We start from the raw sequence: 19,356 nt of genomic DNA, 5'->3' as shown, positions 1-19,356 counted from the left end.
AGGTTCCAGCGCGGCGCCCGGCCCGGCATTTGCCGGGGCGGGCGTTGGCGTTCCTCGTTATCGCAGTACCCAGGAGGCGAGAGATGTTCCAGGGCACCATCCCGGGCCCCATGCGCGCCATCGTGCGCGAGACCGCCGGAAGTTGGCCGCGTGGAGAGGTCTACGTTCCATGCTGTGGAAACTTCACCATTGAGCGCAGCGTGGCGGGCATGGGCTTCGCGCTCCACTCCTCGGACGTCTCGATCTACACCACGGCCATCGGCCGGTGGCTCACCCGTCAGCCCGTAGGCATCCGGCTGCGCGAGGAGAGCACAGAACACCTCGGCTGGCTGGCTGGCTTCCTGGATGACGGCGTGGGAACGGTCGCCACGCTCATGCTTGGTACCCGCTTCCTCGCCAGCGTGGGACGCGAAGGACTGTGGCACGAGCGGGTGGTGCGTTCATACCGGGAGCAGTGGGAGGTCAAGCATGCGGAGACGGTGCAACGGCTCTCCGGTTCCGATGTCGAGCTGGCCTCCTACGAGGTCGAAGATGTTCGCTCGTGGCTCCAGAAGGTGCCCCGCGACGCTCCCGTGTGCTCTTTCCCCCCTTTCTACGGAGGGGGTTACGAGAAGTTGTACGAGCCGCTGAACGAGCACTTCGTCTGGGACGCCCAGGAGTACGAGCCGCTTTCGGACGCTGATGTGGTGGACGTCCTCGGCGCGATCACCGACCGGCCCTACTGGCTGACCGCCTCCAACCACGACGTGCCCGACCTGCATCCCTACCTGCGCGGCGTCATCAAGGCGACCCCGCGTGCTGCTCCCTTTTACGTTTACGCCAGTGAGGCGCCCACCCGGATCGTCGCGCCGCGCCAGCCCGTCGAGCCGGTCAAGGCGCCCCGGCTGCGCCGTGGTGACGAACTGGTTGGACCGATCAAGCTGGCGATGCTCAAGCCCGGCCAGTTCAACGCGCTGCGTTCCCGGTACCTGAACCCGCGCATCGCACCAGGGGCAGCGAACCTCGCGGTCGCGGTCAAGGATGGGGTCGGGCGCATCCTGGGGGTGTTCGCGTTGTCCCCCAGCAGTTACACGCCGGACGAGGCGTACTTGCTGAGCGATTTCGCTGTCGCGCCAACCGACTACCCGCGCCTGTCGAAGCTGGTGGTGCTCGCCGCCACGAGCTCGGAGGCGCAGCTCATGTGCCAGCGGGCGTTCTCGCGCCGTATCCGGGCGGTGTCCACGACGGCGTTCAGCAACAACCCGGTGTCCATGAAGTACCGCGGGTTGCTGCGGCTGACCAAGCGCGGTCCCTCGAACGAGGACGGCTGGAAGTTCCAGCTCCAGTACCAGGGGGCGATGGGTGAGCACTCGCTCGCCGAGGCCCTGGAGAAGTGGGCGAAGCGGTGGGGCACCCGGACGACGCAGACGGAGGTCTGATCATGGAGGAGACGACGCCGCTTGCCCCGCCGCAGATGGTGCAGGGCGACCCGCGCACGCTGACATTGCTGGACCTGAACGCGCGGTTCCTTCCGCACGAGCAGTTCCGGCAGCTTGTTGCGAACATCCAGCGCGACGGGTGCCTGACTTCGACGCCGCTGGTGTGGAACGACGTGGACAGCGGCCGCCTCATCGTGCTGTCGGGCAACCATCGCACGCTCGCTGCGATTGAGGCCGGCCTGGAGGCGATCTGGTGGATGCAGATAGACGAGCCGCTGCCCCGCCAGCGGCAGATCGCGCTCCAGCTCTCGCACAACGCGATTGCGGGCCAGGACGACCCGGCCATCCTCAAGGAGCTGTACGAAGAGCTGGAGGCGGTGGAATGGCGGCAGTACACGGGCCTGGACGACAAGACGCTGGATCTCCTGGAGAACGTGGATGTCGCCTCTTTGGGTGAGGCCAACCTCGACTTCGCCAGCGTGCAGTTGATGTTTCTGCCCGACGAGCTGGAGCGCGCCGAGGCGGCCTTCGACGCGGCCCGGGCCACCGGCGCAGCCGATCAGCGGTGGGTGGCTGGATTGGAGCAGTACGAGCCAGTGCTGGACGCGCTGGAGACGTCCCGCGCGGCGTACAAGATCGGCAACAGCGCAACCGCGCTCGGCGTGATCCTCGCAGTGTTCGAGCGGCACCTGGGCGAGCTGGCCGAGGGCTGGTTCGACGCGGCCTCGGGTGAAGCTCACCGGGGCGGAACGGCGCCGCTGGAGACGGTGTTCGGCGTGCGGGAGGTGCCGGTGGAGACGGCGGCCGCGGTCCGGGCCGCGATCGACCGGCTGGTGCGCGAGGGCAGCGTGCCGGAGAACGAACCGTGGCGGGCGCTGGATGTCCTCGCTGCACGGGAGCACTAGAGACGGCCGCTGGTGAGGAGGTGAGCGGTGGCTGAGAGCCCGGTGGAGCCCTGGGAGCGGCAGAGCGGGGAGTCGCCTCAGGCGTTCGAGGCGTTCGCGGCCTACCGCGATCTGGGAGCGGCGCGGAGTGTTGCGAAGGTTGCGGGAGAGTTGGGTAAAAGCCGCACGCTGCTGTTCCGCTGGTCGCGGCAGTACGCATGGGTGATGCGGGCGGCGGCGTACGACCGCGAGCAGGACAGGGTGTTCCTGGCAGAGCAGCGGCAGGCACGACGTGACGTCGCCCGTCGGCACGCCAAGATCGCGCAGGCGGTGCTGGGGAAGGCAGTGGCGCGGCTCCAGGCTCTCGACCCGCGCGAGCTGTCTGTGTCCGAGTTGCTGCGTTACTTCCAGGTGGCGGCCGAGATCGAGCGGCGGGCGATCGGCGAGGAACCAGTGGGAGCTGGCATGAGCGTGGGCGAACAGGGCGCGGATGTTGCTGCCTTGACGGATGAGGAGCGCCGGGCCCGGATGGATCAGTTGCGGCGGGAGCTGGAGCGTCGGCTGTCGGAGGGAGCGTAGTGAGCCGGGGTCGGGCCAAGCGGCAGATGATCGCCGACCTCGCGGACCCGGGGGTCATGAGCCTGGAGCAGCTGAAGGCTGAGGTGGCCGAGCTGGTCCAGGCCGATGAGCTGTCGGCGCGCCGGTGGGCGTGTGAGGTGCCGGACTGCGACGGGCTGCCGCATGAAGGGTGGTTGCACCATCACGCGCGGGCGGCACAGCGGCGGCCGTCGTGGCTGTGGACGGTGTGGATGCTGCTTACCGGCCGCGGCTGGGGGAAGTCGCGGACGGCTGCGGAGGCGGTGCGGGAGTGGGCGAAGACGCCGGGATTGCAGATCGCGGTGGTGGCGAAGAACGCGACGCTGGTGCGGGACATCTGCTTCGACTCCCCGAAGTCAGGGCTGCTGTCGGTGTTCCCGCCGGAGGAGGTGGCGAAGTACAACTCCTCGCTTGGGGAGACGACGCTGCGGTTGGTGAACGGCACACTGATCCGGGGGTTCGGTGCGGAGACGCCGGACAACCTGCGTGGCTGGGCGTTCGACAAGGCGTGGTGCGACGAGTACGCGGCCTGGTCGCGGCACACCGCGCAAGAGGTGTACGACATGCTGTGGTTCTGCCTGCGTGAGGCGGACACTCCGCAGGTTGTGATCTCCACGACGCCGAAGCCGCTCCCTCATGTCAAGCGGCTCGTCGAGCGCGGCCGGTTGCAGGAGAAGGCATATCGGGAGGGCGGGGAGCCGCCCAGGGTGGTGCTGACCCGCGGGCACATGCGGGAGAACGACGCAAACCTGAGTATGGCGGCGCGCGAGGAGCTGGAGGCGGAGTACGCCGGCACACGGCTGGGGCGGCAGGAGCTGTCCGGCGAGTTGCTCGAGGACGTGGAGGGCGCACTGTGGAAGGGCTGGATGCTGGAGGTCGAGGGCTTCCGGCCTCGGCCCGAGCACCTGCCGGACCTCCAGCGCGTGGTCGTGGCCGTGGACCCGGCCACGAAGTCGCACGAGAACGCCGATATGACGGCGTTCACGGTGGCTGGGCGCGGGTTCCCGGTGGAGACGATGTTCGGGGACGACCGGCCTCGTGGGTATCTGCTGCACTGCGAGCAGGCCCGGTACACGCCGACACAGGCAATGAAGCGGGCTGCCACGCTGTACCACGAGCACCGGGCGGACTGCGTGGTCATCGAGGCGAACAACGGCGGTGACTACCTGCCCGCGCTCCTGGGGCAGGTGGACCCGACGGTGAACTGGCGCATTGTTCATGCCACGAGAGGGAAGCGGGCGCGGGCGGCCCCGGCCGCCCAGTTGTACGAGCAGGTCCGGGTGTCGCATGTCGGTTCGGCTCGGCTGTTCGCGGAGCTGGAGGAGCAGATGACGACCTTCGTCGGCCAGGGGGAGACGGAGGACTCTCCGGACCTGTTGGACTCGGCCGTGTGGGCCCTGTGGGACCTGTTCCTTGACCCGACGATGCCGCCCCCGCGCGGCGGGGACGATCAGCGACTCAGCGGCCGTCGATGAGTTCTGTGTCGTAGGTGCACATACGAGTTGCCGCCGTTGCATATTCTTATTTCGCTGTGTACTTTGATCCCTTACTGTGGGGCCAGTTATGGGCGAGGGACGCCCCCTGATTTTGCGGTCTCGGAGCGCCCCTCGCGCGTTTAGTTGTTGCCGCTACATGAGCGGGCGATGGCGTAGATCAAGGCGGCAACCTTGATCGCGAGCATCGTCCGCTCGCGGCGTTCTTTCATCTTCTCCTTGTCGTTCCTACGTGGTCGAGCATGCTTGGCCAATTGTTCCTCCTTCCGGACATGGCCGAAGAGTGGATCACCGGGCTATGCCCAGCAAGAGGAGATCCTAGACAAGTCCGCGGCAGTGAAAGGCCGTTGAGGGCTGGACAATGCCCTTTGCTCAGCCTGACGGAAACGATCTCGGCAGCGGGTCCGCCGGGCGAACCCGCCTCAGCCGTGTGGGTGCTGTCGTGCTTCTCTTGATCTGGCCATGCCATCTCCGGGCGTTCGGGGGACGATCGGCGATTGGATGGTCGGAGGTAGGGATAGCTAGGGCACGCATCGGTTGGGCGGTGAGGCTAGAGCGTTGTGTCGTTACGAGGGGCGCACGCAGCAGCCAACTCGCAGAGTTCCGCTCGTGCCTGAGAAACGAACAAGGTTCCTTGCGGAGTGTCTACGAGGGCCATGTTCACCAGGGCTTGGAGCCGATGCCGGTTCGGGGCCGGAAGTAGTGCAGTGCTGTGCAGCGGAAGTCCGGTCTCGATGCGACCGTCAAGCATTTGACTCAGCTTTAGCCACTCGCGTCGGGCGTTGTCGGCGTGGGAGTTGGCTTGATCGGCTGTTGTGGACGTCAGAGAGTCCAGGGCCAGAATCAAAGATCGTGCTTGCCCGTTGATTTGCGTGCACAGCTTTCTTGCACGGGAGTGGACCTTCAGGGAGGTGGCGCCCGCCGTGAGGAAGATCCCCATCACGAAGTTGAAGTTGGTGTTTTGCTGATCGGGTGCTGTCCGGGTGGTGGTGAGGAAGAGGGCGAGAGCCAGTGTTGCCGCGGCGATGGCGATGATGCGAAACGCAACCCGCTGGGTGATACGGGCATGCAGTTGTGTTAGCCGAATGAGCTGTTCGGTGGCCCCTCCAGCGATGAAGTAGTTGGCGAAGGCGACGAGGACGAAGAGGACCATCCCCGCTGTTCGGTCAAAGGTCAGCGCCCATACGGCGAATGCGGTGAGCCCCAGGTATCCGGCTACCGATATGACGTTCCGGAGGGTGAACAATCGGCTTCTGGTGCGAGGAGTAAGGCGGGTACTCGCTTCGTTTACTAGCACGACGAAGGTCGCCAAGGAGGTGAACCAACCGACGAACAAGCCCCACGCCCACGCTGGTGACATTCCGAGTCGGGCGATGGCCAGCCCGCACAGCAAGTAGATGGTGCCGGTCCCGCCGATTGACCAGATTCGTAGCCTGATCGGAATGCGTTCAACCCGGCTCTGTAGGCGCTTAACCGTGTCCATGGCTTGATAAACGACCAAATGGCCGGGCTTGGTTCCATAGCCGCTGCGGGGGCGCAGTAATGTGCCTCCATGGCGCGGGGCCGACGTCCTGGAGGACCCGTGGGCCTGCGCCAACTCGTGATCGACGCCTGGTCGTGGCTGAACTACAAACCGGTTATGGCCGACGCCGGGCGCCCGGGCAGCCGTGCGTTTCCGGAGCTGGCCAAGACGTGGGTGCCGCCGCACGAGCTGCGGCGGCTGGCCGCGTACAAGGTGCTGGCGTCGTACGACAACAACCAGGCAGGGCAGCTTGCGGCGGTCGGCGGCGATGAGAGCGCGTTGGAGCGGCGGGAGCTGGGCGATGCGTCGAAGCTCGTGGACACCGCGCTCGGCTACCTCCTCGGTTCGGAGCAGAAGGTTGCCGTTGAAGGGGCGGAGCACGCCGACGAGGAGACTCCGACGCCGGGTTCGGCGGAGTCGGCCGCGGTGCAGGACCGGTTGCGGAAGTGGGCGGACAAGGAGCTGCTGACGTTCCGGGTCCAGCAAGCCGAGCGGGCGGCGGTGCTGCTCGGGGACAGCGTGATGGTGCTGGCCTGGAACCCGGCGAAGCAGCGGCCGACGCTGCGCATCTATGATCCGGGGTTCTTCTTCCCGCAGTGGGGTGACGAGGACGAGGACTTCCCGAGCCGGGTGCATCTGGCGTGGGAGCTGCCGGCGGATGACGAGGCCGGGTTGAAGGCCAGGGTGCGTCGGGTGACGTACGAGCTGGGGCCGATCTTCGAGGACGGGGAGCCCGGTGACGATGGTGCTGCGGTTGGTGGGCGGCAGTACCCGTGGGAACAGGGCCGGGCGTCCAACGTGACGTGCTACCTCACCGATGCGGAGTGGCTGCTGGAGGACCTGAAGAACGGCGAGACGCTGGACCGGCTGCCGGAGGGCAAGGCGAGCTTCCGGGTGCGGCCGGACGGCACGGAGCTGAACCGACTGGATCTGATGATCGACTTCGTTCCGGTGGTGCACATCGCGAACACGATCCCGGACGGCGGGGAGCACTGGGGCCGGTCGGTCTTGGCGCGCGTGCTGCAGGCGCTCGATGAGCTCGCGGCCACGGACTCGGACAGCTCGGCGGCATCCGCGACGACGGGTACGCCGATCATCGGGCTTGCGGGTGCGCGGCTGCCGGTGGACCGGGCGACGGGCAGGCCGCAGGAGCTTGAGGTGAAGGCCGGTGCGGTGTGGCAGCTCGGCGAGACCGGGCGGATGGACGCGTTGGACACGTCGCCGCAGTTGGCGGAGCTGAGGGCGCGGGTGGATCACCTCCTGGAGCGGATCGCGGCCAATTCGCGGGTGACGGCGGCCGGGCTCGGCACGCTGGACGCCACGGAGGTGCCGTCGGGGTACGCGCTGAAGCTGGCGCTGGGGCCGCTGGACGCGCTGATCGGCATGATGCGGCTGGCCAGGGAGCACAAGTACCGGCTGCTGTTCAAGATGGTGCAGCGGCTGTATCAGGCCGGACGGGGAGAGGGATGGGCGGCCGGAGAGACGCTGCGGGCGCGGCTGGCGTGGGCACCGCACACGCCGACTGACCGGGCTGCGGTGCTTGAGGAGGTCGTCCAGGCGTACGGCGCCGGGGTCATCTCGCTGGAGACGGCGGTGGCGATGCTGATTGACGCGGGCTACCGGATCAAGGACGCGGCGGAGGAAGTGGAGCGCATCCGCGCGAAAGCGCAGGAGGAGGCGGCAGCGCGGATGGCGGAGGCGGCGGCCCGTCGCGGGGACGCGGATGAAGAGTCGAAGGACGAGGAGCAGCCGGTAAAGAGCGACGCTGGTGGAGATGGAGAGCCGTCGAAGGGCAGCGGCGAGCGGCCTGGGGCATTTGGGTTCGCGTCTGCCAGCGGGCGGCAGTAGTGGGCAGATGGTAAGCGGTAGTGCTGTCGGCGGCCATGACTACACTGATCCGCAGCGCGGGGGCGCGCACCTGGAGGAGTTGTATGGTTCCGCCCCTACCGCCTCGGCACCCTGTCGGCTTTCGCCGTGACGGGCAGCCGATTTTCCCGATACTCGGGGCCTCGTCAGAGGACGAGACGAACGAGCGCCTGGACGACGCTGAGGAAGGCGGCCAGGAGCACCAAGTCACCGTCACCCAGGACCGCTTGGGCAAGATGCTCACGCGGGAGAAGGCTCAGGGGGAACGTGCTGCGATCAAGCGGCTGCTCTCGACGCTGGGGTTCGATACCCCGAAGGCGTTGACGGAGTTCGTTACCGAGCAGCGGGAGGCTGAGCAGGCCGCGCTGTCGGAGGTCGAGCGTCGGGAGCAGGCGGCGGCCGAACGGGAGTTGCAGGCCGCCCGTCGTGAGGAACTGGCCGCTGAGCGGGAGCGTGCGGCGATCCGCCGGGCGGCGCTGGTGGCCCTTGGCGCGGAAGGCGACGACCTTACCGACGCTGAGCGGCTGCTGGCCGTCGACGAGGAGGACGCCGACGATGCGCAGATCCAGGCGGCGGCCGAGGCCCTGCGTTCCCGACGGCCGGAGCTGTTCGGCGAGGTGCGCGGCCCGGTGCCGGCAGCTCCGGCGGGCGCTCCGGCCGGACGAGCCCCGTCGCGGACAGCCCCCCGGCAGAATCCGGGCGCGGCCGGGCTGGAGATGGCCCAGCGCCGTGGCCTGATCCCGGAGTTCAGCAACGCCGCGAGCTGACCGGTGTACAGGGGACCACGCCCCTTCTCCCCGTGGACGGCACTGCCCTGGCGGGCGGTGTGCGGAAGCTGACCGCATCGTCCAATGGAGACAGAGCATGTCCATTCAGCCCGTTGAGTCCTCGCAGTACCTGACCGCCAACCGGGAGTGGCTGGCGTCGCTGCACGGCACCGACCAGACCGACACGATCACCCTCGACCTGCCGCTGTTCACCGAAGGAGTGCACTACGAGTGCGGGGATGGCTGTGACCCGTACGGCCGGGTCTTCTCGGGTGTGCCGGTCGGCAAGGTCACCGAGTCGGGCCTGTACGGGCCGTACGACCCGGAGGCGCACTGCGGGCGTCAGGCGCTGCGCGGCTTCGTGATCGCGGAGGCGCCGTTCGCGCCGGGGCAGACGCGGGTTCCGGCCGCGCTGCTGTGGCACGGGGCGGTCAAGGCGTCCAAGGTGCCCGGCGGTATCGACCTGTCGCAGTTGGCCTGGCACCCGCGGGCTGCGCTGATCCGGTTCGTGTGAGCGGGGTCTGACCTGTGTCGATTCAGGACCTGTTGAAAGACGTGGGCGTTGTCGATCTGACAGCGTTCGCGCGGGCGATCCCTTCTCCGAAGGACTTCCTTCTCACACAGAGCATCTTCCCGACGCTGGTGCTGCGGGAGGTCAAGTGGCGGGTGAAGGATTCAGGCCGGTACGTGAACGTGGCGAAGTACCGGGCGTTCAACGCGAGCGTGCCGTTCGCCACCCGTGAGGCGTGGCAGACCTCCCGTGAGGGGGCGCTGCCCGCGCTGGGGCAGAAGCTGATGGTTTCCGAGCAGGAGCAGATCCTGCTGGAAGCCTCGCATGGTTCGGACCAGGACCGGCTGATCGAGCTGCTGTATGACGATGTCGAGCGGCACGTGGAGGCGATCCAGTCGCGTCTGGAGATGGCTGCCGGCGACGTGCTGGCGGACGGCAAGTTCTCGCTGGTGCAGGAGAACGGGCTGACGCTGGAGGTCGACTGGAACGTCCCTGCGGCGAACATGCCGGTTGCGCAGCGGCCGTGGTGGGACCCGGAGTCGGATCCGATCGCGGATGAGTTGCGGTGGATCCAGTACCTGGACGACGTCGGCGCACCGGAACCGGAACTGGTGGTCACCAGTCGGAAGGCGTTCTCCTACCTCGCGGCGAACAACTCCTACAGGGCGGCCTACTACGGGTCGGTGAACCCGTCCACGACGCCGACGGCGACACTCACCCCGCAGCAGATCAACGTGGTGCGCGGCAACTATTCATTGCCACCGATCACCTTCTACAAGGCGCAGGTGCGGGTGGACGGCAAGCCGCGCAAGGTGCTTCCGGAGGATCTGTGGTGCCTGATCCCGCCGGACCGGGAGAAATGGGCGCAGACCCAGATCGGGGTGACGGCCGAGGCGCTCGTGCTCTCGCGGGGCACCAACCCGGAGATCATCCGCGAGGACGCGCCGGGCATCATCATCACCCGCGGGGTCCAGGACGACCCGGTGCAGATCTACACCAAGGGCGCGGCGGTCGGCATGCCGGTCATGCACACTCCGGACGCGCACATCGTGGCGAAGGTCCTGTGATGCCGGTGCCTCGACTGAAAGCCGCCGTGTACGTGCAGGACCCAGCCACGCGCGAGGAGCTGATCCTCCTGCCCGGCGAGGAGCCCGAACCGCGCCTCGCTGCCCTGGTGGTGAACCCCGATGCGTGGGAAGTCCCGCCCGAGGGGCGCGGGTCGCTGCCGATCGCGGTCGGCGAGCCGGACCCGACCGCAGAGAAGACGGTCGACCCGGAGCCCGGGGAGGCAGGAGGCAGTGCGAAGAAGTCGCCGCCGCGCCGCTCGCGGCCCGCTTCGGCGGCACCGTGACCCATGGCCCGCCACCGGGGACGCCTGGTGGCGGGCCGCTCCCGTACAGATGAGAAAGGGCAGGCTGGTGGATGAGTTCCAGCGGTCGTGGCTGCTGGCGCAGCTTGGACCGGACACGGACCCGGCCGACCTGGAGCGCCGGTTCTTCCGGCTGCGGTCGGCTCGTGCGGTGGCGCTGGAGGTGCTGGGGGAGCGGCGAGCGAAGCTGCTTGGCGACCCGCTGAAGGTCACCGTCGATGGTGTCGTGACCATGGATCTGCAAGAGAACTTGCGCGGCATCGAGCGGCAGATCGAAGCCGTACGTCAGGCTTCGGCTCCCGATGACCCTGAGGACGAGGGCGAGGAGGGGAAGGCTTTGGCGACGTCATTTATGGTGCCGACTCGCAGATACCGATAGCCGGGTCAGGGTGAAGCCGACGTCGCGTCAGGCTGGGGCGAGTAGCCGTCGAGCTGGGTGCTCAGCGGACGGTGACATCACAGAATGCCTTTCCACACCCAGGGACGAGGGCCGGATCGACCACGTAGGCAGTCGATCCGGTACTGGGCTTGCCCGATCCACTCAGGGTTGCTGGCCGCGTGCTGAAGGGCGTAGGTCACCATACGGAGCTCCCGGATACCTGCGAGGGTCTGGTAGCCGTCCCACTCCGTCACGTCAGCTCCGTACGCCTCGCAGAATTCGTCATACTCCTCGGCGGTGACGGCCCCCATCGTCATCCTGCCCACTGCGGTGGATACGAGGTCCCACTCCGGCGGCCCCACGGAGAACCGCTCCAAGTCCATCATCAACCGGCCAGTGGCAGTACGCACGAGGTTGCCAGGCCACGCGTCGCCGTGAACGGCACAATCGGGCAGCCCGGTTGGCCGTTCAGCCCACGCTGCAGCCAGGTCCTGGTGCAGCCCATGGAGCCACTGAGCGTCGTCTTGGCTGATGGCGGTCGCCGCGGCCATTCGTTCGCTTATCCGAACGAATGGGTCGAGGTAGCCGAGCGCGATATCTGGCTTCGGGAGGCTGTGGAGGCTCTTCAGCAGGGCCGCCACGTCCGTTGCCGTACCGTGCTCGTGCTCAGGAAGCTCAGCCCAGAAAGTAATAGGCCGCTCCGCGGCCAAGACAGGCTGATCAATGTCCAGAGGGCGCACGGCCGGGACGTCGTTGTCCGCGAGCCAGCGCGCAACGCGTACCTCTCGACTGGCCGTATCGAGTTGGCCGACCCTGGCCACACGCAGGATCACTCCTTGGCCAGGGAGTCTCCATGTCTGGTTCTCGGCGAGGCGCACGGGCTCAGCCGCTGCGGCGTCCAGTCCGACGCTGGCGCACGCCTGGATCACGGCTTGGCGGGCGGGCGTGGCTGCCGATGTCGTCATACCGAGACCGTAGCGCCGATCCGTTCGCGTAGGGCGTTCGCCTCCTGAATCTTGCGGTGCTTGGCAGCGAACGACCGTAGCTGTCGGAGATCGTCAATGGCTCTCTGCGAGGTGAGTCGGCCGACCTCGTCGAGGGCGTCATGCCCGATCTGAGCGGCCCGCCGGGGGTCTCCCCTGGCCATGAGCAGCGCGGCCAGCTTGGTGCGAGAGATGGCGCGGGAACGCTTAAAGGCATCGGTATGCCCCTGTACGGCAGCTGAGAAGCGACGGGCTGCTCGCCCAGGATCTTGGTCCGCGAGGATGGCAAGGTCAAAGAGGGCATGCGCGGTGTCACCGTTGTGCTGTGCGGCGTCGTAGTACGCCATCCACGCAGGGTCTTCTGCTGGCCGGGCTTGCGTGAAGGCGTCGTCAGCCTGGCCGACTGCGGCCATCGTCTCTCGTACGTTACCCATCTTGCCGAAAGCTCGAGCTCGGGCGGTGTGCAACATGGCTTGCTCGGTGGCGGTGAGGCGGTCGGACCGAACGAGGCCCTTCTCCGCATAGGTCAGCCCGTCGTCAGGTGCACCGATCCAGACCGCCTGTCGGGCCAACCACGAGTAGGTACTGGCCCGGAGGTGCCAGTCGCCAGCCTCTTCGGCGCAGTCCGCAGCGAACTTGAAGGTCCGCCGGGCGTCATCGTGCGCGTAGGCGTCGAACTCCGAGGCGCCCACCACCATGCCCAGTCGTGAGACAGCAGCGAAGAGTTCGGAACGGAGGGAGTCGGGGCACTCTGCTTGCAGGAGGCCGGCCGACCATTGCATGGCTCGGCTGCCTAGGCCGCGGACTATGCCCCCACCGCCGAACCTGTTGTCCCAGCCGCTGACGGCCGTAGCTACGTCGCTGACCTGGGCAATGTCGCTGGGGCGGATGGCGGTTGGAATTGCGAGGTCGGAGGGGGCGAACAGTTGTGTGAGGTCGAAGGGGGCTATGGCAGCGATGCCGCCGACTTGGAAGAACGAGCGTCGGTGCATGGGATCACGGCTCCCAGAGGGGGTTGGTAGTTCGTCACTGCTCAGAATGCGGCCTGACCGCACCTGAACAGGTACATCCCCGCTCTCCGCCCTCGTCCTATCGGCATCACGCCGTCTTTTATCGGCATCACGGCTGCCGAAGACCATGGGCCAGGCCCGCTGGAAGAGCCCGCCTGTCTTCAAGACATCGTCCAGACGCTTGGCCAGGTCCTCCCGGCAGCTGGGGTACTTGCCCTTCTCGATGGCAAGGATCATGTCGTCGCTGACCTGCACTAACCGGCCCAGCTCGCGGGCCGACATCTTCTCTGCGATACGCAGCTGACGCAGCTCGTTGCCGAACCACTCCCGAGGGGAGGCCCCGGGGTCAAGCTGCTTCATCGGTTGCGGCATTCCCTGTCCCTGTGACTCGTGATGCCGAACTTTCAGGCTCTCGGCATCAAGCCCTGCACGTTCCCTGCTTGCTCTGCGTGAATAGTTGCTGACCGATGCGCTTCCAGTACACACCGCAACCGTGCCCTGCTGAAGGGCTTCGGCAGAACGGACGGAGCAGCGATGAAATCACTACTTGAGCCCCCCGCTCAGGATGCTTCTTCGCGAGCCATGACCAGAAGCGTGCATGGCCAGCTCGACATGGGCCTCAACATGAAGTCCGAGTATCTGGCAGCCGTACGTGGCATCGTCCGCGAGCACTTGCGCCTCTGGGAAGTGGGCGACGAGGCGAGTGAGCGCATGCTCATCGCTGTCAATGAACTGCTGACGAACGTGTGTCAGCACACCGATCCGGACCAAAACGGATGGCAGATGGTCAGTCTTCTCGTTCAGCGCGTCCCTGGCGGGGTTACGGCGATCGTCAGTGACCGAGACGTCCGCGTCCCCGTGCAGGTGGTCCCCGCTCAGCTAGCTGAGAACGGTCGAGGTTGGCGGCTTGTACGGGACTTGGTCGACGACGTCTCTGTGTCCGTGACCGGCGCCGGAAAGGACGTGTGGGTCTACGTAGGGGAGACGACCTAGCGGAAGAACACCCGATGTCCAGGCCCGTCTCCTTGACGAACCACCCTTCTTACCGCTGCGGTCGGGAGTTAGTGATGAACCGGACGGGGCTGCCGCATCGTTCACTGGCGAGCCGAACTATCCAGAGGTGGGAACCTCCTTTGGGCGTGGACACCCTCGCGTACGTCCTGGCCAAATTGCAGGATTGGGAGCCGCTTCGGGACTCAATCTATGAGGACTTGGCCGACGCTCTGGACGTCCAGGCACCTCCGCGTGACGCGATCGATGGACTTGTCGAGCGGATACAGGGCAGCCTCACACAACTCGTCACGATCGCTCTTGCGGGCCATGCAGGCAGAACAGACCGTGAGGCAGCCCTGCTGATCGAGCGTGCAAACGACCTGCATTCTGAAACCGTCCCGGGCAGTTACTGGAAGGCGGTCGGCCACCTTCGTCAGCTGGGTTGGGTCACCAACGAGCTGCTGGAACGCCTTTCCCGGACCGGGTACATCGATGTCGCCTCATGACCGCTTCAACTGGACCACCCTCACGTCTGGTGGGGGCCGGCCGCCGCCCCTGCTCCAACTGCCAGGAAGGGAGGGGCGGCGGCAAAACCAGGCGTGACACGAACTCACTACTCCCTCTTCGGCACCTACTTCCCGTTCCCCCGCGGAGTCACAAGGCCGCCGAAGAGGGGCTCTACTCGCAAAGCACATTCCGAAAGGATTGAACATGCGTCGGGACCAGCACTTTTCCTCTGTTGGCGGGATGCTACCGGACTACTCCAGTGCTGTCCTTAGGCGTCCACGACCGCGTCAGTACTTCGCGGGCACCGTGCGCGTGCCGTATATCGCTCCCTGGACGGGAGAAAACGCGCCACCGGCCGCGATCACGACGCGACTCGGCCGCGGCGGAATGGGGATCGGCTACGCGGACGAATACGGCATTGCTGAGCGAAGGCGGGGCGCGCTGTGGATCCGGGTGCCGGTCAAGCCTGGGGCTGGTGCACCACTGCTCGACCGTGTGCACGCCTTGCGCCAGCGGCAGGCGATGAATTTCATGCTGTGTCAGTGCTGCGGCCGACCCACTGATGACCGACGCGATGGACGGCGTCTCTTCCTGCTGCACGCAGGGACCGGCAGGCCGATCACAGATGGAGAGAGGACCACCGCGCCACCTGTATGCGAAGGCTGCGTGGTCGAGGCATGGGGCCATCCCTCGGCGCGGAGGGGGTGTGTAGCGGTGTTGGTGGAGGAGGCCACGGCCTGGGGTGTGGCTGGTGTTGGGTACGCACCCGCGACCCTCAGGCCGGTGCCCGGCGAGCACGGCGAGCGGTTCACGTTCGTGGCCTACGGCGACCCGCGGCTTCGTTGGACACTCGCCTGCCGCGAAGTCGTCGCGCTCCACGGCTGCACGGTCGTGGACCTTGAAGACCTGAGGGAACGCACCGCCGTCTGAGCCGTCCATCCCCCGTTGCTATCGAGCCCATACGTATCCGAATCGGGAAGGGTCATGGTGACCAGCCAACCGCGTAAATCGCCGGGCCGTTTGAGGTTGTCTGCTCGCGAGCGGGAAGCCCTCCAACTCACAGCGAGCGGTATGACACCGGCGGAAGCGGCCGCGGAGATGGGTGTGTGTACCTCCAGGGTGAACGACTGCCTGCGGTACGCCTCAGCGAAGCTCTGCTCACCCGAGCGGCCGGGTGCCGTACATCGGGCCTACCTGCTGGAAGAAATCTCCCCGCCCGAGCACACAAACGACGGTGTGAACCTCGTGCTGAGTATGGGGCAGCTCGATGTTCTCCGCGGTTTGGCGGGAGGCCAGGATCCGGGATGGATCGCTGCGAACGGCGGAGTGTCCGCGGACATTGTGCGTAGGGATGTGCGTGAGCTAATGGCGCTGATGGACGCCAGAACCACGGTGCATCTTATTCGCCGTGGCTGGGAGCTCGGCCTGCTTGGACCGGCACGGGATGAAGTATCCAGGCCCGCGCCTGTCCGGAGTCCTGGGTGAAATCCGGACAGGACTAGTGCGCGCAGCTACTCACAGGTAGTTCGCCCTCGGCTCTGAGAAACTCAACTCAGTCGCTCATCCATCACCATCGTAGCCGGAGCTTCTTCGGCGACCGTCATTAAGTATGAGACAGCGTCTTTTAGGAATTCAGCCATGACTGCCAAGTTGGAAGGCATCCCTCGTGTGCCGCGAGGGAAGAGGCTTCTCGGGAATGACCGTGAACGCGTCCGCGAGATCGTTAGCGTCGTCTATAAAAGCAACCCCAAGGTGAGTATTCGGGATATAAGTGAGGCTACGGGACGCTCATTCGGGTTTATTCACGAGCTACTCATCGAAGCAGGTGTAGAGCTGCGCTCACGCGGCGGATCATACGCTTTGCGAAAAGGTGCTGGAGATTGAGAAAGTCGGCAAACCGAGAGCAATGCGGTCATGAGACCGAGGGCACTCCGTGCGCTCGAATGGCTGGCCTGTCGAGGGGAGATGGCGACGATTACTGCTCCGAGTATGGTGCAGAGCCGAGTCGGTGTGCTCAACAAGGCTTGTGCGATTCTCGCTGTGCTGGAAGAGGGGCCGACGTGTCTGGGGACTGTGGTTTCAGAAACCGGCCTGAAGCGTTCCACGGTGCACCGACTGGTTCTCGCTATGGAGGAGCTGGGCCTGGTCGAAGTCGACCCGCAGGGGCAGTTCATCGTCGGTCCGAGGCTGATCCGTCTGGCAATGGCGGCGCAACGGGCGATCGCTGACCTTGAACTGCGGCAGGAACTCAGCGCACTGCGGGCCACAACCGGCGTACGGTCCGTCCGTCTTGAACAGCGTTGCGGCGATCAGCGGATCTGCATCGCCGACGACCAGCGACTCAAGTCGGCGGCCAGTGGACGTAATCCATCCAGGGCGGTGGCGATGGGGGAAGACCCCGTCTCACGGGTCTTCCTCGCATGGCGGGGGCTCGGCCAGGGCCATGCAGTGTGGAGCGATGCCGCTGCGTGTTCCGGGACGCGGTGTCGCGGCTGGGTGCAGGGTGTTGCCGACGGGTGCCTGGTTCTGGCGGTGGCAGTGGAAGGCGGCGATGGGGACTTGCCCGCTGTCCTGTCGCTGTCCAGTCCCTTGCAGCGGACACGCCGCCAAGCCTCGTACGGCCGCGAGGTGATCACGGTGGCGATGGAGGCTGCGGCCCGCATCTCTGGGCGCCTCCGTGCCAAGGAGGCGGCCGGTCTGGTCAAGGGGCTGGAGGACCGCGCCCGGGGAGTCGGACCACAGCCCGTCCAATAGACCCCGCTCGGGGCACCGGTCGACACCGGTCCCGGTGCCTCGAGCGGTATCGAATCTCCCGGCGCGGAATAGGTGGAGCCGACGTACCGCGCTGGGTTCATGTAAGAGTTCAGGCACTCACAGAAGGAGAAGTAAGTGACAGTTCTCGCCTCCGAGCCGCTGGTGGAGCAGCAGGCGAATCTGATGCGGCACCTGGCCGAGGTGCTCAAACAGTATGAGATCGGCGGGTCTTTCCGACTCATGTTCGTGCCGTCGGGGCTGGAGATTTCCGATGACGAGGTCCTGGTGCAGGATGTGAATGCGGAGGAGCGTGTGGTCGAGATTCGTCCTCGCAAGCTGACCGATCTCAGTCTCGGGGAGGTTCTCCACGCAACGCAGGTCATCGATCCGTCGGATGAATCGCTTATCGTCCATGCGGGCAACTCGTCTGGGTGGGACTGCAAGTCGTACACGAGGCCGAATGGCAGCACGGGACATCTGTACGCGACCTAGGAGTATTGGCGCGATGGGTGCCCTTGCACACCAAGAAGTGGGCTTCAGATTTCTCGGGCGCCTTGGCCCGGCAGTTTGGCCGAGGCTCACGGCGAGCCAGCCGGTACACGTCCAGCAGGTATTTGATGCTGCGTGGATCGAGAGCGTCTTCCTGCCGTTGGCGGAACAGAAGGCAACAGGTCAGACCGTTGCGCTCGTTGACGGTCTGGACTTCCATCGAAGGTCCCACAGGGATGCGGTTGCGCGTGCTTATCAAGAGCGGCAACGCACACGTGTCTACGAGAGCTTGGACGTTCGCAGCGACGGATGGTTCAGTACAGTCACTCTGCAACTGACTGCGATGATGCACCGTCACGTCGTCTGCTCGGCCTACGAGTCACACGCGGGGGACCGCAACCTCGGGGCGCACGATGACGAATGGCTCGGCGTGATCATCCAAATGCGTGGTGCGAAACACTGGCTCGTCTGGCCGGAGGCAACCGGTGCAGCCGAGGAGATAGTCACCAGGGTTGGAGATGTGCTGATCCTGCCGCAGGGGGTGAAACATGAGGTGAGCACTCCGGACCTTCCGGGATATTCGGTGCATCTGGTGTTTGCCATTACGGACGAACCGGTGTGACACCCAAAGGCAAGGTGACGGTCAACACCTCGCGGGCACCGACAGATAGGTTGCCCCGGCCGAGCCGTGGCTGGCCGGGGCAGCCGACAGAAGCCCTCTCGCGGCAAACGCACGGAGCGCCAGCAGCTCACTCACCTCGCCAAATTCTTATCCCGCTCCCATAGGGAGACCCCTAATGGGCTGCGGGGCAGTTTTCCGCTACTAGTCACTACGAAAGGTGTGGGATGAAGACCTCATACGTCGTTCTCGCCATCGCCGCAGTCGGCATTGCGCGGCTTGTGCAGTCCGAGAGGCAGACCCGGCAGCGGCTCGCCCTTCATGCCGAGGAAATACATCAGGAGCTGATCTCCGATGCGGTGTCCAATCCCGAGCTGCGGGTGATGCGGACAGCCCCCGGCGAGCTGCCCGACGAGGAGTACAGGGACATCCTGCACTGCAATCGGCTGATCAGCCTCCTGTCGGTCAAATTCCGGGCAGGACTGCTCAATAGGGCCTCCTTGAGGGTCCAAGCAAGGTGGCTGATGGCACGCGAGGTTGGCCGGACGTATTGGGCGACGCTCGGGAGCTTCCGTGAGGAGGAGGCGGCGGACCGCATCGATCGCACCTTCAACGCGATCATGGCCGATGAGTACACGGCCATGGTGGCCGTTGACGCAGTAGCGACCTGAGAATTGCGGCCCCGCCGCCATCCTGTACGGCTGGGTTGTTGCTCGGCCCACGGCCGCTTCTTGGCGAGAACAAGGGCTGGCCGGGGCCAGCATCCCAGCCGACGAGGGCGGTCATGGCTGCACATCGAAGGAGGGGGCATCGCGCCCCGTGAATGACGGTGAACACGGTGTTCGCGCACCTGGCTGCATGCTGCATGACGGCAGCCGGATGCGGGGGCCCCGTGCTCCCCTGCTCGCGCGTTGCGCGAGCAGTATCGCCCAGCACTTCGGAGGTTCTGCGATGAGCGTTCAGATAGCCGAGTCAGCCGCCCCGCCCATCGGGCCGACCACCGCGTTCTCGGGCGAGGATGCTCCGCCCATCGGGCCGTCCGCCGCCATTCTCCCGTTCTCGGGCGAGGACTGGGAGCTCGAGGTGTCGGTTACGGACACCCCGCGTCCTGTGGCGTCGGACGACTGCGACACCAGCGACGGTTGCGAGTCGTCGTGCGCTTCCTCCTGCACCAGCGACTGATCTGACGCCCGGC

22 protein-coding genes are annotated in these 19,356 nt (G+C 66.1%); 19 read left to right on the top strand and 3 right to left on the bottom strand.

Features of this window, described 5'->3' with window-relative positions:
• Positions 1-83: 83 nt before the first annotated feature.
• Genes CGL27_RS16870 through CGL27_RS16855 form a run of 4 tightly spaced genes read left to right on the top strand, consistent with a single transcriptional unit; the run spans position 84 to position 4,374 of the window.
• Complete coding sequence (locus CGL27_RS16870; protein WP_119988036.1) at positions 84-1,418, top strand: hypothetical protein; 1,335 nt, start codon at positions 84-86, stop codon at positions 1,416-1,418.
• Between the two features lie 2 nt (positions 1,419-1,420).
• Positions 1,421-2,323 carry a ParB N-terminal domain-containing protein gene (locus CGL27_RS16865; RefSeq protein WP_162953007.1) on the top strand — a complete coding sequence of 301 codons (903 nt, stop codon included), beginning with the start codon at positions 1,421-1,423 and terminating at the stop codon, positions 2,321-2,323.
• A gap of 27 nt (positions 2,324-2,350) precedes the next feature.
• Positions 2,351-2,881 carry a hypothetical protein gene (locus CGL27_RS16860; protein WP_119988031.1) on the top strand — a complete coding sequence of 177 codons (531 nt, stop codon included), beginning with the start codon at positions 2,351-2,353 and terminating at the stop codon, positions 2,879-2,881.
• A complete protein-coding gene (locus CGL27_RS16855; RefSeq protein WP_119988029.1) occupies positions 2,881-4,374 on the top strand; it encodes a terminase family protein in 1,494 nt (497 codons plus the stop codon). Before CGL27_RS16860 ends, CGL27_RS16855 begins: the two co-directional genes overlap by 1 nt.
• A 568-nt stretch (positions 4,375-4,942) precedes the next feature.
• On the opposite strand, the gene CGL27_RS16850 is transcribed toward CGL27_RS16855, so the two are convergent.
• Complete coding sequence (locus CGL27_RS16850) at positions 4,943-5,875, bottom strand: hypothetical protein (protein ID WP_119988026.1); 933 nt, start codon at positions 5,873-5,875, stop codon at positions 4,943-4,945.
• Between the two features lie 99 nt (positions 5,876-5,974).
• Here CGL27_RS16850 and CGL27_RS16845 point away from each other — a divergent pair, with 99 nt between their 5' ends.
• The 6 genes from CGL27_RS16845 to CGL27_RS16820 all read left to right on the top strand — a co-directional run bounded on the left by CGL27_RS16845 (position 5,975) and on the right by CGL27_RS16820 (position 10,806).
• Positions 5,975-7,762: a hypothetical protein gene (locus CGL27_RS16845; RefSeq protein WP_119988023.1), complete on the top strand. Its 1,788-nt coding sequence runs from the start codon at positions 5,975-5,977 to the stop codon at positions 7,760-7,762.
• Between the two features lie 245 nt (positions 7,763-8,007).
• Positions 8,008-8,547, top strand: coding sequence for a hypothetical protein (locus CGL27_RS16840; RefSeq protein WP_162953006.1), 540 nt, complete (start codon positions 8,008-8,010; stop codon positions 8,545-8,547).
• Positions 8,548-8,644: 97 nt separating this feature from the next.
• Positions 8,645-9,061, top strand: coding sequence for a head decoration protein (locus tag CGL27_RS16835; protein ID WP_119988017.1), 417 nt, complete (start codon positions 8,645-8,647; stop codon positions 9,059-9,061).
• Positions 9,062-9,075: 14 nt separating this feature from the next.
• The gene (locus tag CGL27_RS16830; protein WP_119988015.1) at positions 9,076-10,125 is read left to right on the top strand and encodes a major capsid protein; all 1,050 of its coding nucleotides are present in this window, start codon (positions 9,076-9,078) and stop codon (positions 10,123-10,125) included.
• A gap of 5 nt (positions 10,126-10,130) precedes the next feature.
• On the top strand, positions 10,131-10,409 hold the full coding sequence (locus CGL27_RS16825; RefSeq protein ID WP_125755689.1) for a hypothetical protein: 279 nt from the start codon (positions 10,131-10,133) through the stop codon (positions 10,407-10,409).
• 67 nt (positions 10,410-10,476) lie between these two features.
• Positions 10,477-10,806 carry a hypothetical protein gene (locus CGL27_RS16820; RefSeq protein WP_119988010.1) on the top strand — a complete coding sequence of 110 codons (330 nt, stop codon included), beginning with the start codon at positions 10,477-10,479 and terminating at the stop codon, positions 10,804-10,806.
• A 77-nt stretch (positions 10,807-10,883) separates the two neighbouring features.
• Here the strand turns inward: CGL27_RS16820 and CGL27_RS16815 are convergent, their stop codons facing one another.
• Both CGL27_RS16815 and CGL27_RS16810 read right to left on the bottom strand, forming a co-directional pair.
• Complete coding sequence (locus tag CGL27_RS16815) at positions 10,884-11,771, bottom strand: aminoglycoside phosphotransferase family protein (RefSeq protein ID WP_119988007.1); 888 nt, start codon at positions 11,769-11,771, stop codon at positions 10,884-10,886.
• Positions 11,768-13,159 carry a helix-turn-helix transcriptional regulator gene (locus CGL27_RS16810; RefSeq protein WP_240450521.1) on the bottom strand — a complete coding sequence of 464 codons (1,392 nt, stop codon included), beginning with the start codon at positions 13,157-13,159 and terminating at the stop codon, positions 11,768-11,770. The genes CGL27_RS16815 and CGL27_RS16810 overlap by 4 nt, the downstream gene beginning before the upstream one ends.
• A gap of 222 nt (positions 13,160-13,381) precedes the next feature.
• Here CGL27_RS16810 and CGL27_RS16805 point away from each other — a divergent pair, with 222 nt between their 5' ends.
• From CGL27_RS16805 to CGL27_RS16770, 9 genes are all read left to right on the top strand, one after another.
• Positions 13,382-13,792, top strand: coding sequence for an ATP-binding protein (locus tag CGL27_RS16805; protein ID WP_162953005.1), 411 nt, complete (start codon positions 13,382-13,384; stop codon positions 13,790-13,792).
• Positions 13,793-13,938: 146 nt separating this feature from the next.
• Positions 13,939-14,298, top strand: coding sequence for a DUF6415 family natural product biosynthesis protein (locus CGL27_RS16800; protein WP_162953004.1), 360 nt, complete (start codon positions 13,939-13,941; stop codon positions 14,296-14,298).
• Between the two features lie 784 nt (positions 14,299-15,082).
• Positions 15,083-15,229, top strand: coding sequence for a hypothetical protein (locus tag CGL27_RS16795; RefSeq protein WP_162953003.1), 147 nt, complete (start codon positions 15,083-15,085; stop codon positions 15,227-15,229).
• Between the two features lie 708 nt (positions 15,230-15,937).
• Positions 15,938-16,183 (top strand): helix-turn-helix domain-containing protein, encoded by a 246-nt coding sequence (locus tag CGL27_RS52015; protein ID WP_240450520.1) that lies wholly within the window; start codon positions 15,938-15,940, stop codon positions 16,181-16,183.
• Between the two features lie 105 nt (positions 16,184-16,288).
• Positions 16,289-17,053, top strand: coding sequence for a helix-turn-helix domain-containing protein (locus CGL27_RS16790; protein WP_162953002.1), 765 nt, complete (start codon positions 16,289-16,291; stop codon positions 17,051-17,053).
• 135 nt (positions 17,054-17,188) lie between these two features.
• On the top strand, positions 17,189-17,545 hold the full coding sequence (locus CGL27_RS50070; RefSeq protein WP_125755674.1) for a hypothetical protein: 357 nt from the start codon (positions 17,189-17,191) through the stop codon (positions 17,543-17,545).
• Positions 17,546-17,558: 13 nt separating this feature from the next.
• Positions 17,559-18,164: a cupin domain-containing protein gene (locus tag CGL27_RS16780; RefSeq protein WP_162953001.1), complete on the top strand. Its 606-nt coding sequence runs from the start codon at positions 17,559-17,561 to the stop codon at positions 18,162-18,164.
• Between the two features lie 224 nt (positions 18,165-18,388).
• Positions 18,389-18,832: a DUF6082 family protein gene (locus CGL27_RS16775; protein ID WP_119987986.1), complete on the top strand. Its 444-nt coding sequence runs from the start codon at positions 18,389-18,391 to the stop codon at positions 18,830-18,832.
• 280 nt (positions 18,833-19,112) lie between these two features.
• Complete coding sequence (locus CGL27_RS16770; RefSeq protein WP_119994418.1) at positions 19,113-19,343, top strand: FxLD family lanthipeptide; 231 nt, start codon at positions 19,113-19,115, stop codon at positions 19,341-19,343.
• The last annotated feature ends 13 nt before the right edge of the window (positions 19,344-19,356 follow it).

The organism is Streptomyces sp. 11-1-2, assembly GCF_003595545.1.
In the GTDB taxonomy this organism is placed as follows: domain Bacteria; phylum Actinomycetota; class Actinomycetes; order Streptomycetales; family Streptomycetaceae; genus Streptomyces; species Streptomyces hygroscopicus_B.
The sequence above is the reverse complement of the archived record's forward strand: the minus strand, read 5'-3'. Positions and strand labels throughout refer to the sequence as shown.

What these genes read in the sequence shown, in the direction of transcription:
- CGL27_RS16810 (WP_240450521.1), bottom strand. Translation starts at nt 13,159, where the DNA reads ATGAAGCAGCTTGACCCCGGGGCCTCCCCTCGGGAGTGGTTCGGCAAC.
- CGL27_RS16835 (WP_119988017.1), top strand. Translation starts at nt 8,645, where the DNA reads ATGTCCATTCAGCCCGTTGAGTCCTCGCAGTACCTGACCGCCAACCGG.
- CGL27_RS16770 (WP_119994418.1), top strand. Translation starts at nt 19,113, where the DNA reads ATGAGCGTTCAGATAGCCGAGTCAGCCGCCCCGCCCATCGGGCCGACC.
- CGL27_RS16805 (WP_162953005.1), top strand. Translation starts at nt 13,382, where the DNA reads ATGACCAGAAGCGTGCATGGCCAGCTCGACATGGGCCTCAACATGAAG.
- CGL27_RS16780 (WP_162953001.1), top strand. Translation starts at nt 17,559, where the DNA reads ATGGGTGCCCTTGCACACCAAGAAGTGGGCTTCAGATTTCTCGGGCGC.
- CGL27_RS16865 (WP_162953007.1), top strand. Translation starts at nt 1,421, where the DNA reads ATGGAGGAGACGACGCCGCTTGCCCCGCCGCAGATGGTGCAGGGCGAC.
- CGL27_RS16815 (WP_119988007.1), bottom strand. Translation starts at nt 11,771, where the DNA reads ATGACGACATCGGCAGCCACGCCCGCCCGCCAAGCCGTGATCCAGGCG.
- CGL27_RS16775 (WP_119987986.1), top strand. Translation starts at nt 18,389, where the DNA reads ATGAAGACCTCATACGTCGTTCTCGCCATCGCCGCAGTCGGCATTGCG.
- CGL27_RS16870 (WP_119988036.1), top strand. Translation starts at nt 84, where the DNA reads ATGTTCCAGGGCACCATCCCGGGCCCCATGCGCGCCATCGTGCGCGAG.
- CGL27_RS16850 (WP_119988026.1), bottom strand. Translation starts at nt 5,875, where the DNA reads ATGGACACGGTTAAGCGCCTACAGAGCCGGGTTGAACGCATTCCGATC.
- CGL27_RS16790 (WP_162953002.1), top strand. Translation starts at nt 16,289, where the DNA reads ATGGTGCAGAGCCGAGTCGGTGTGCTCAACAAGGCTTGTGCGATTCTC.
- CGL27_RS52015 (WP_240450520.1), top strand. Translation starts at nt 15,938, where the DNA reads ATGACTGCCAAGTTGGAAGGCATCCCTCGTGTGCCGCGAGGGAAGAGG.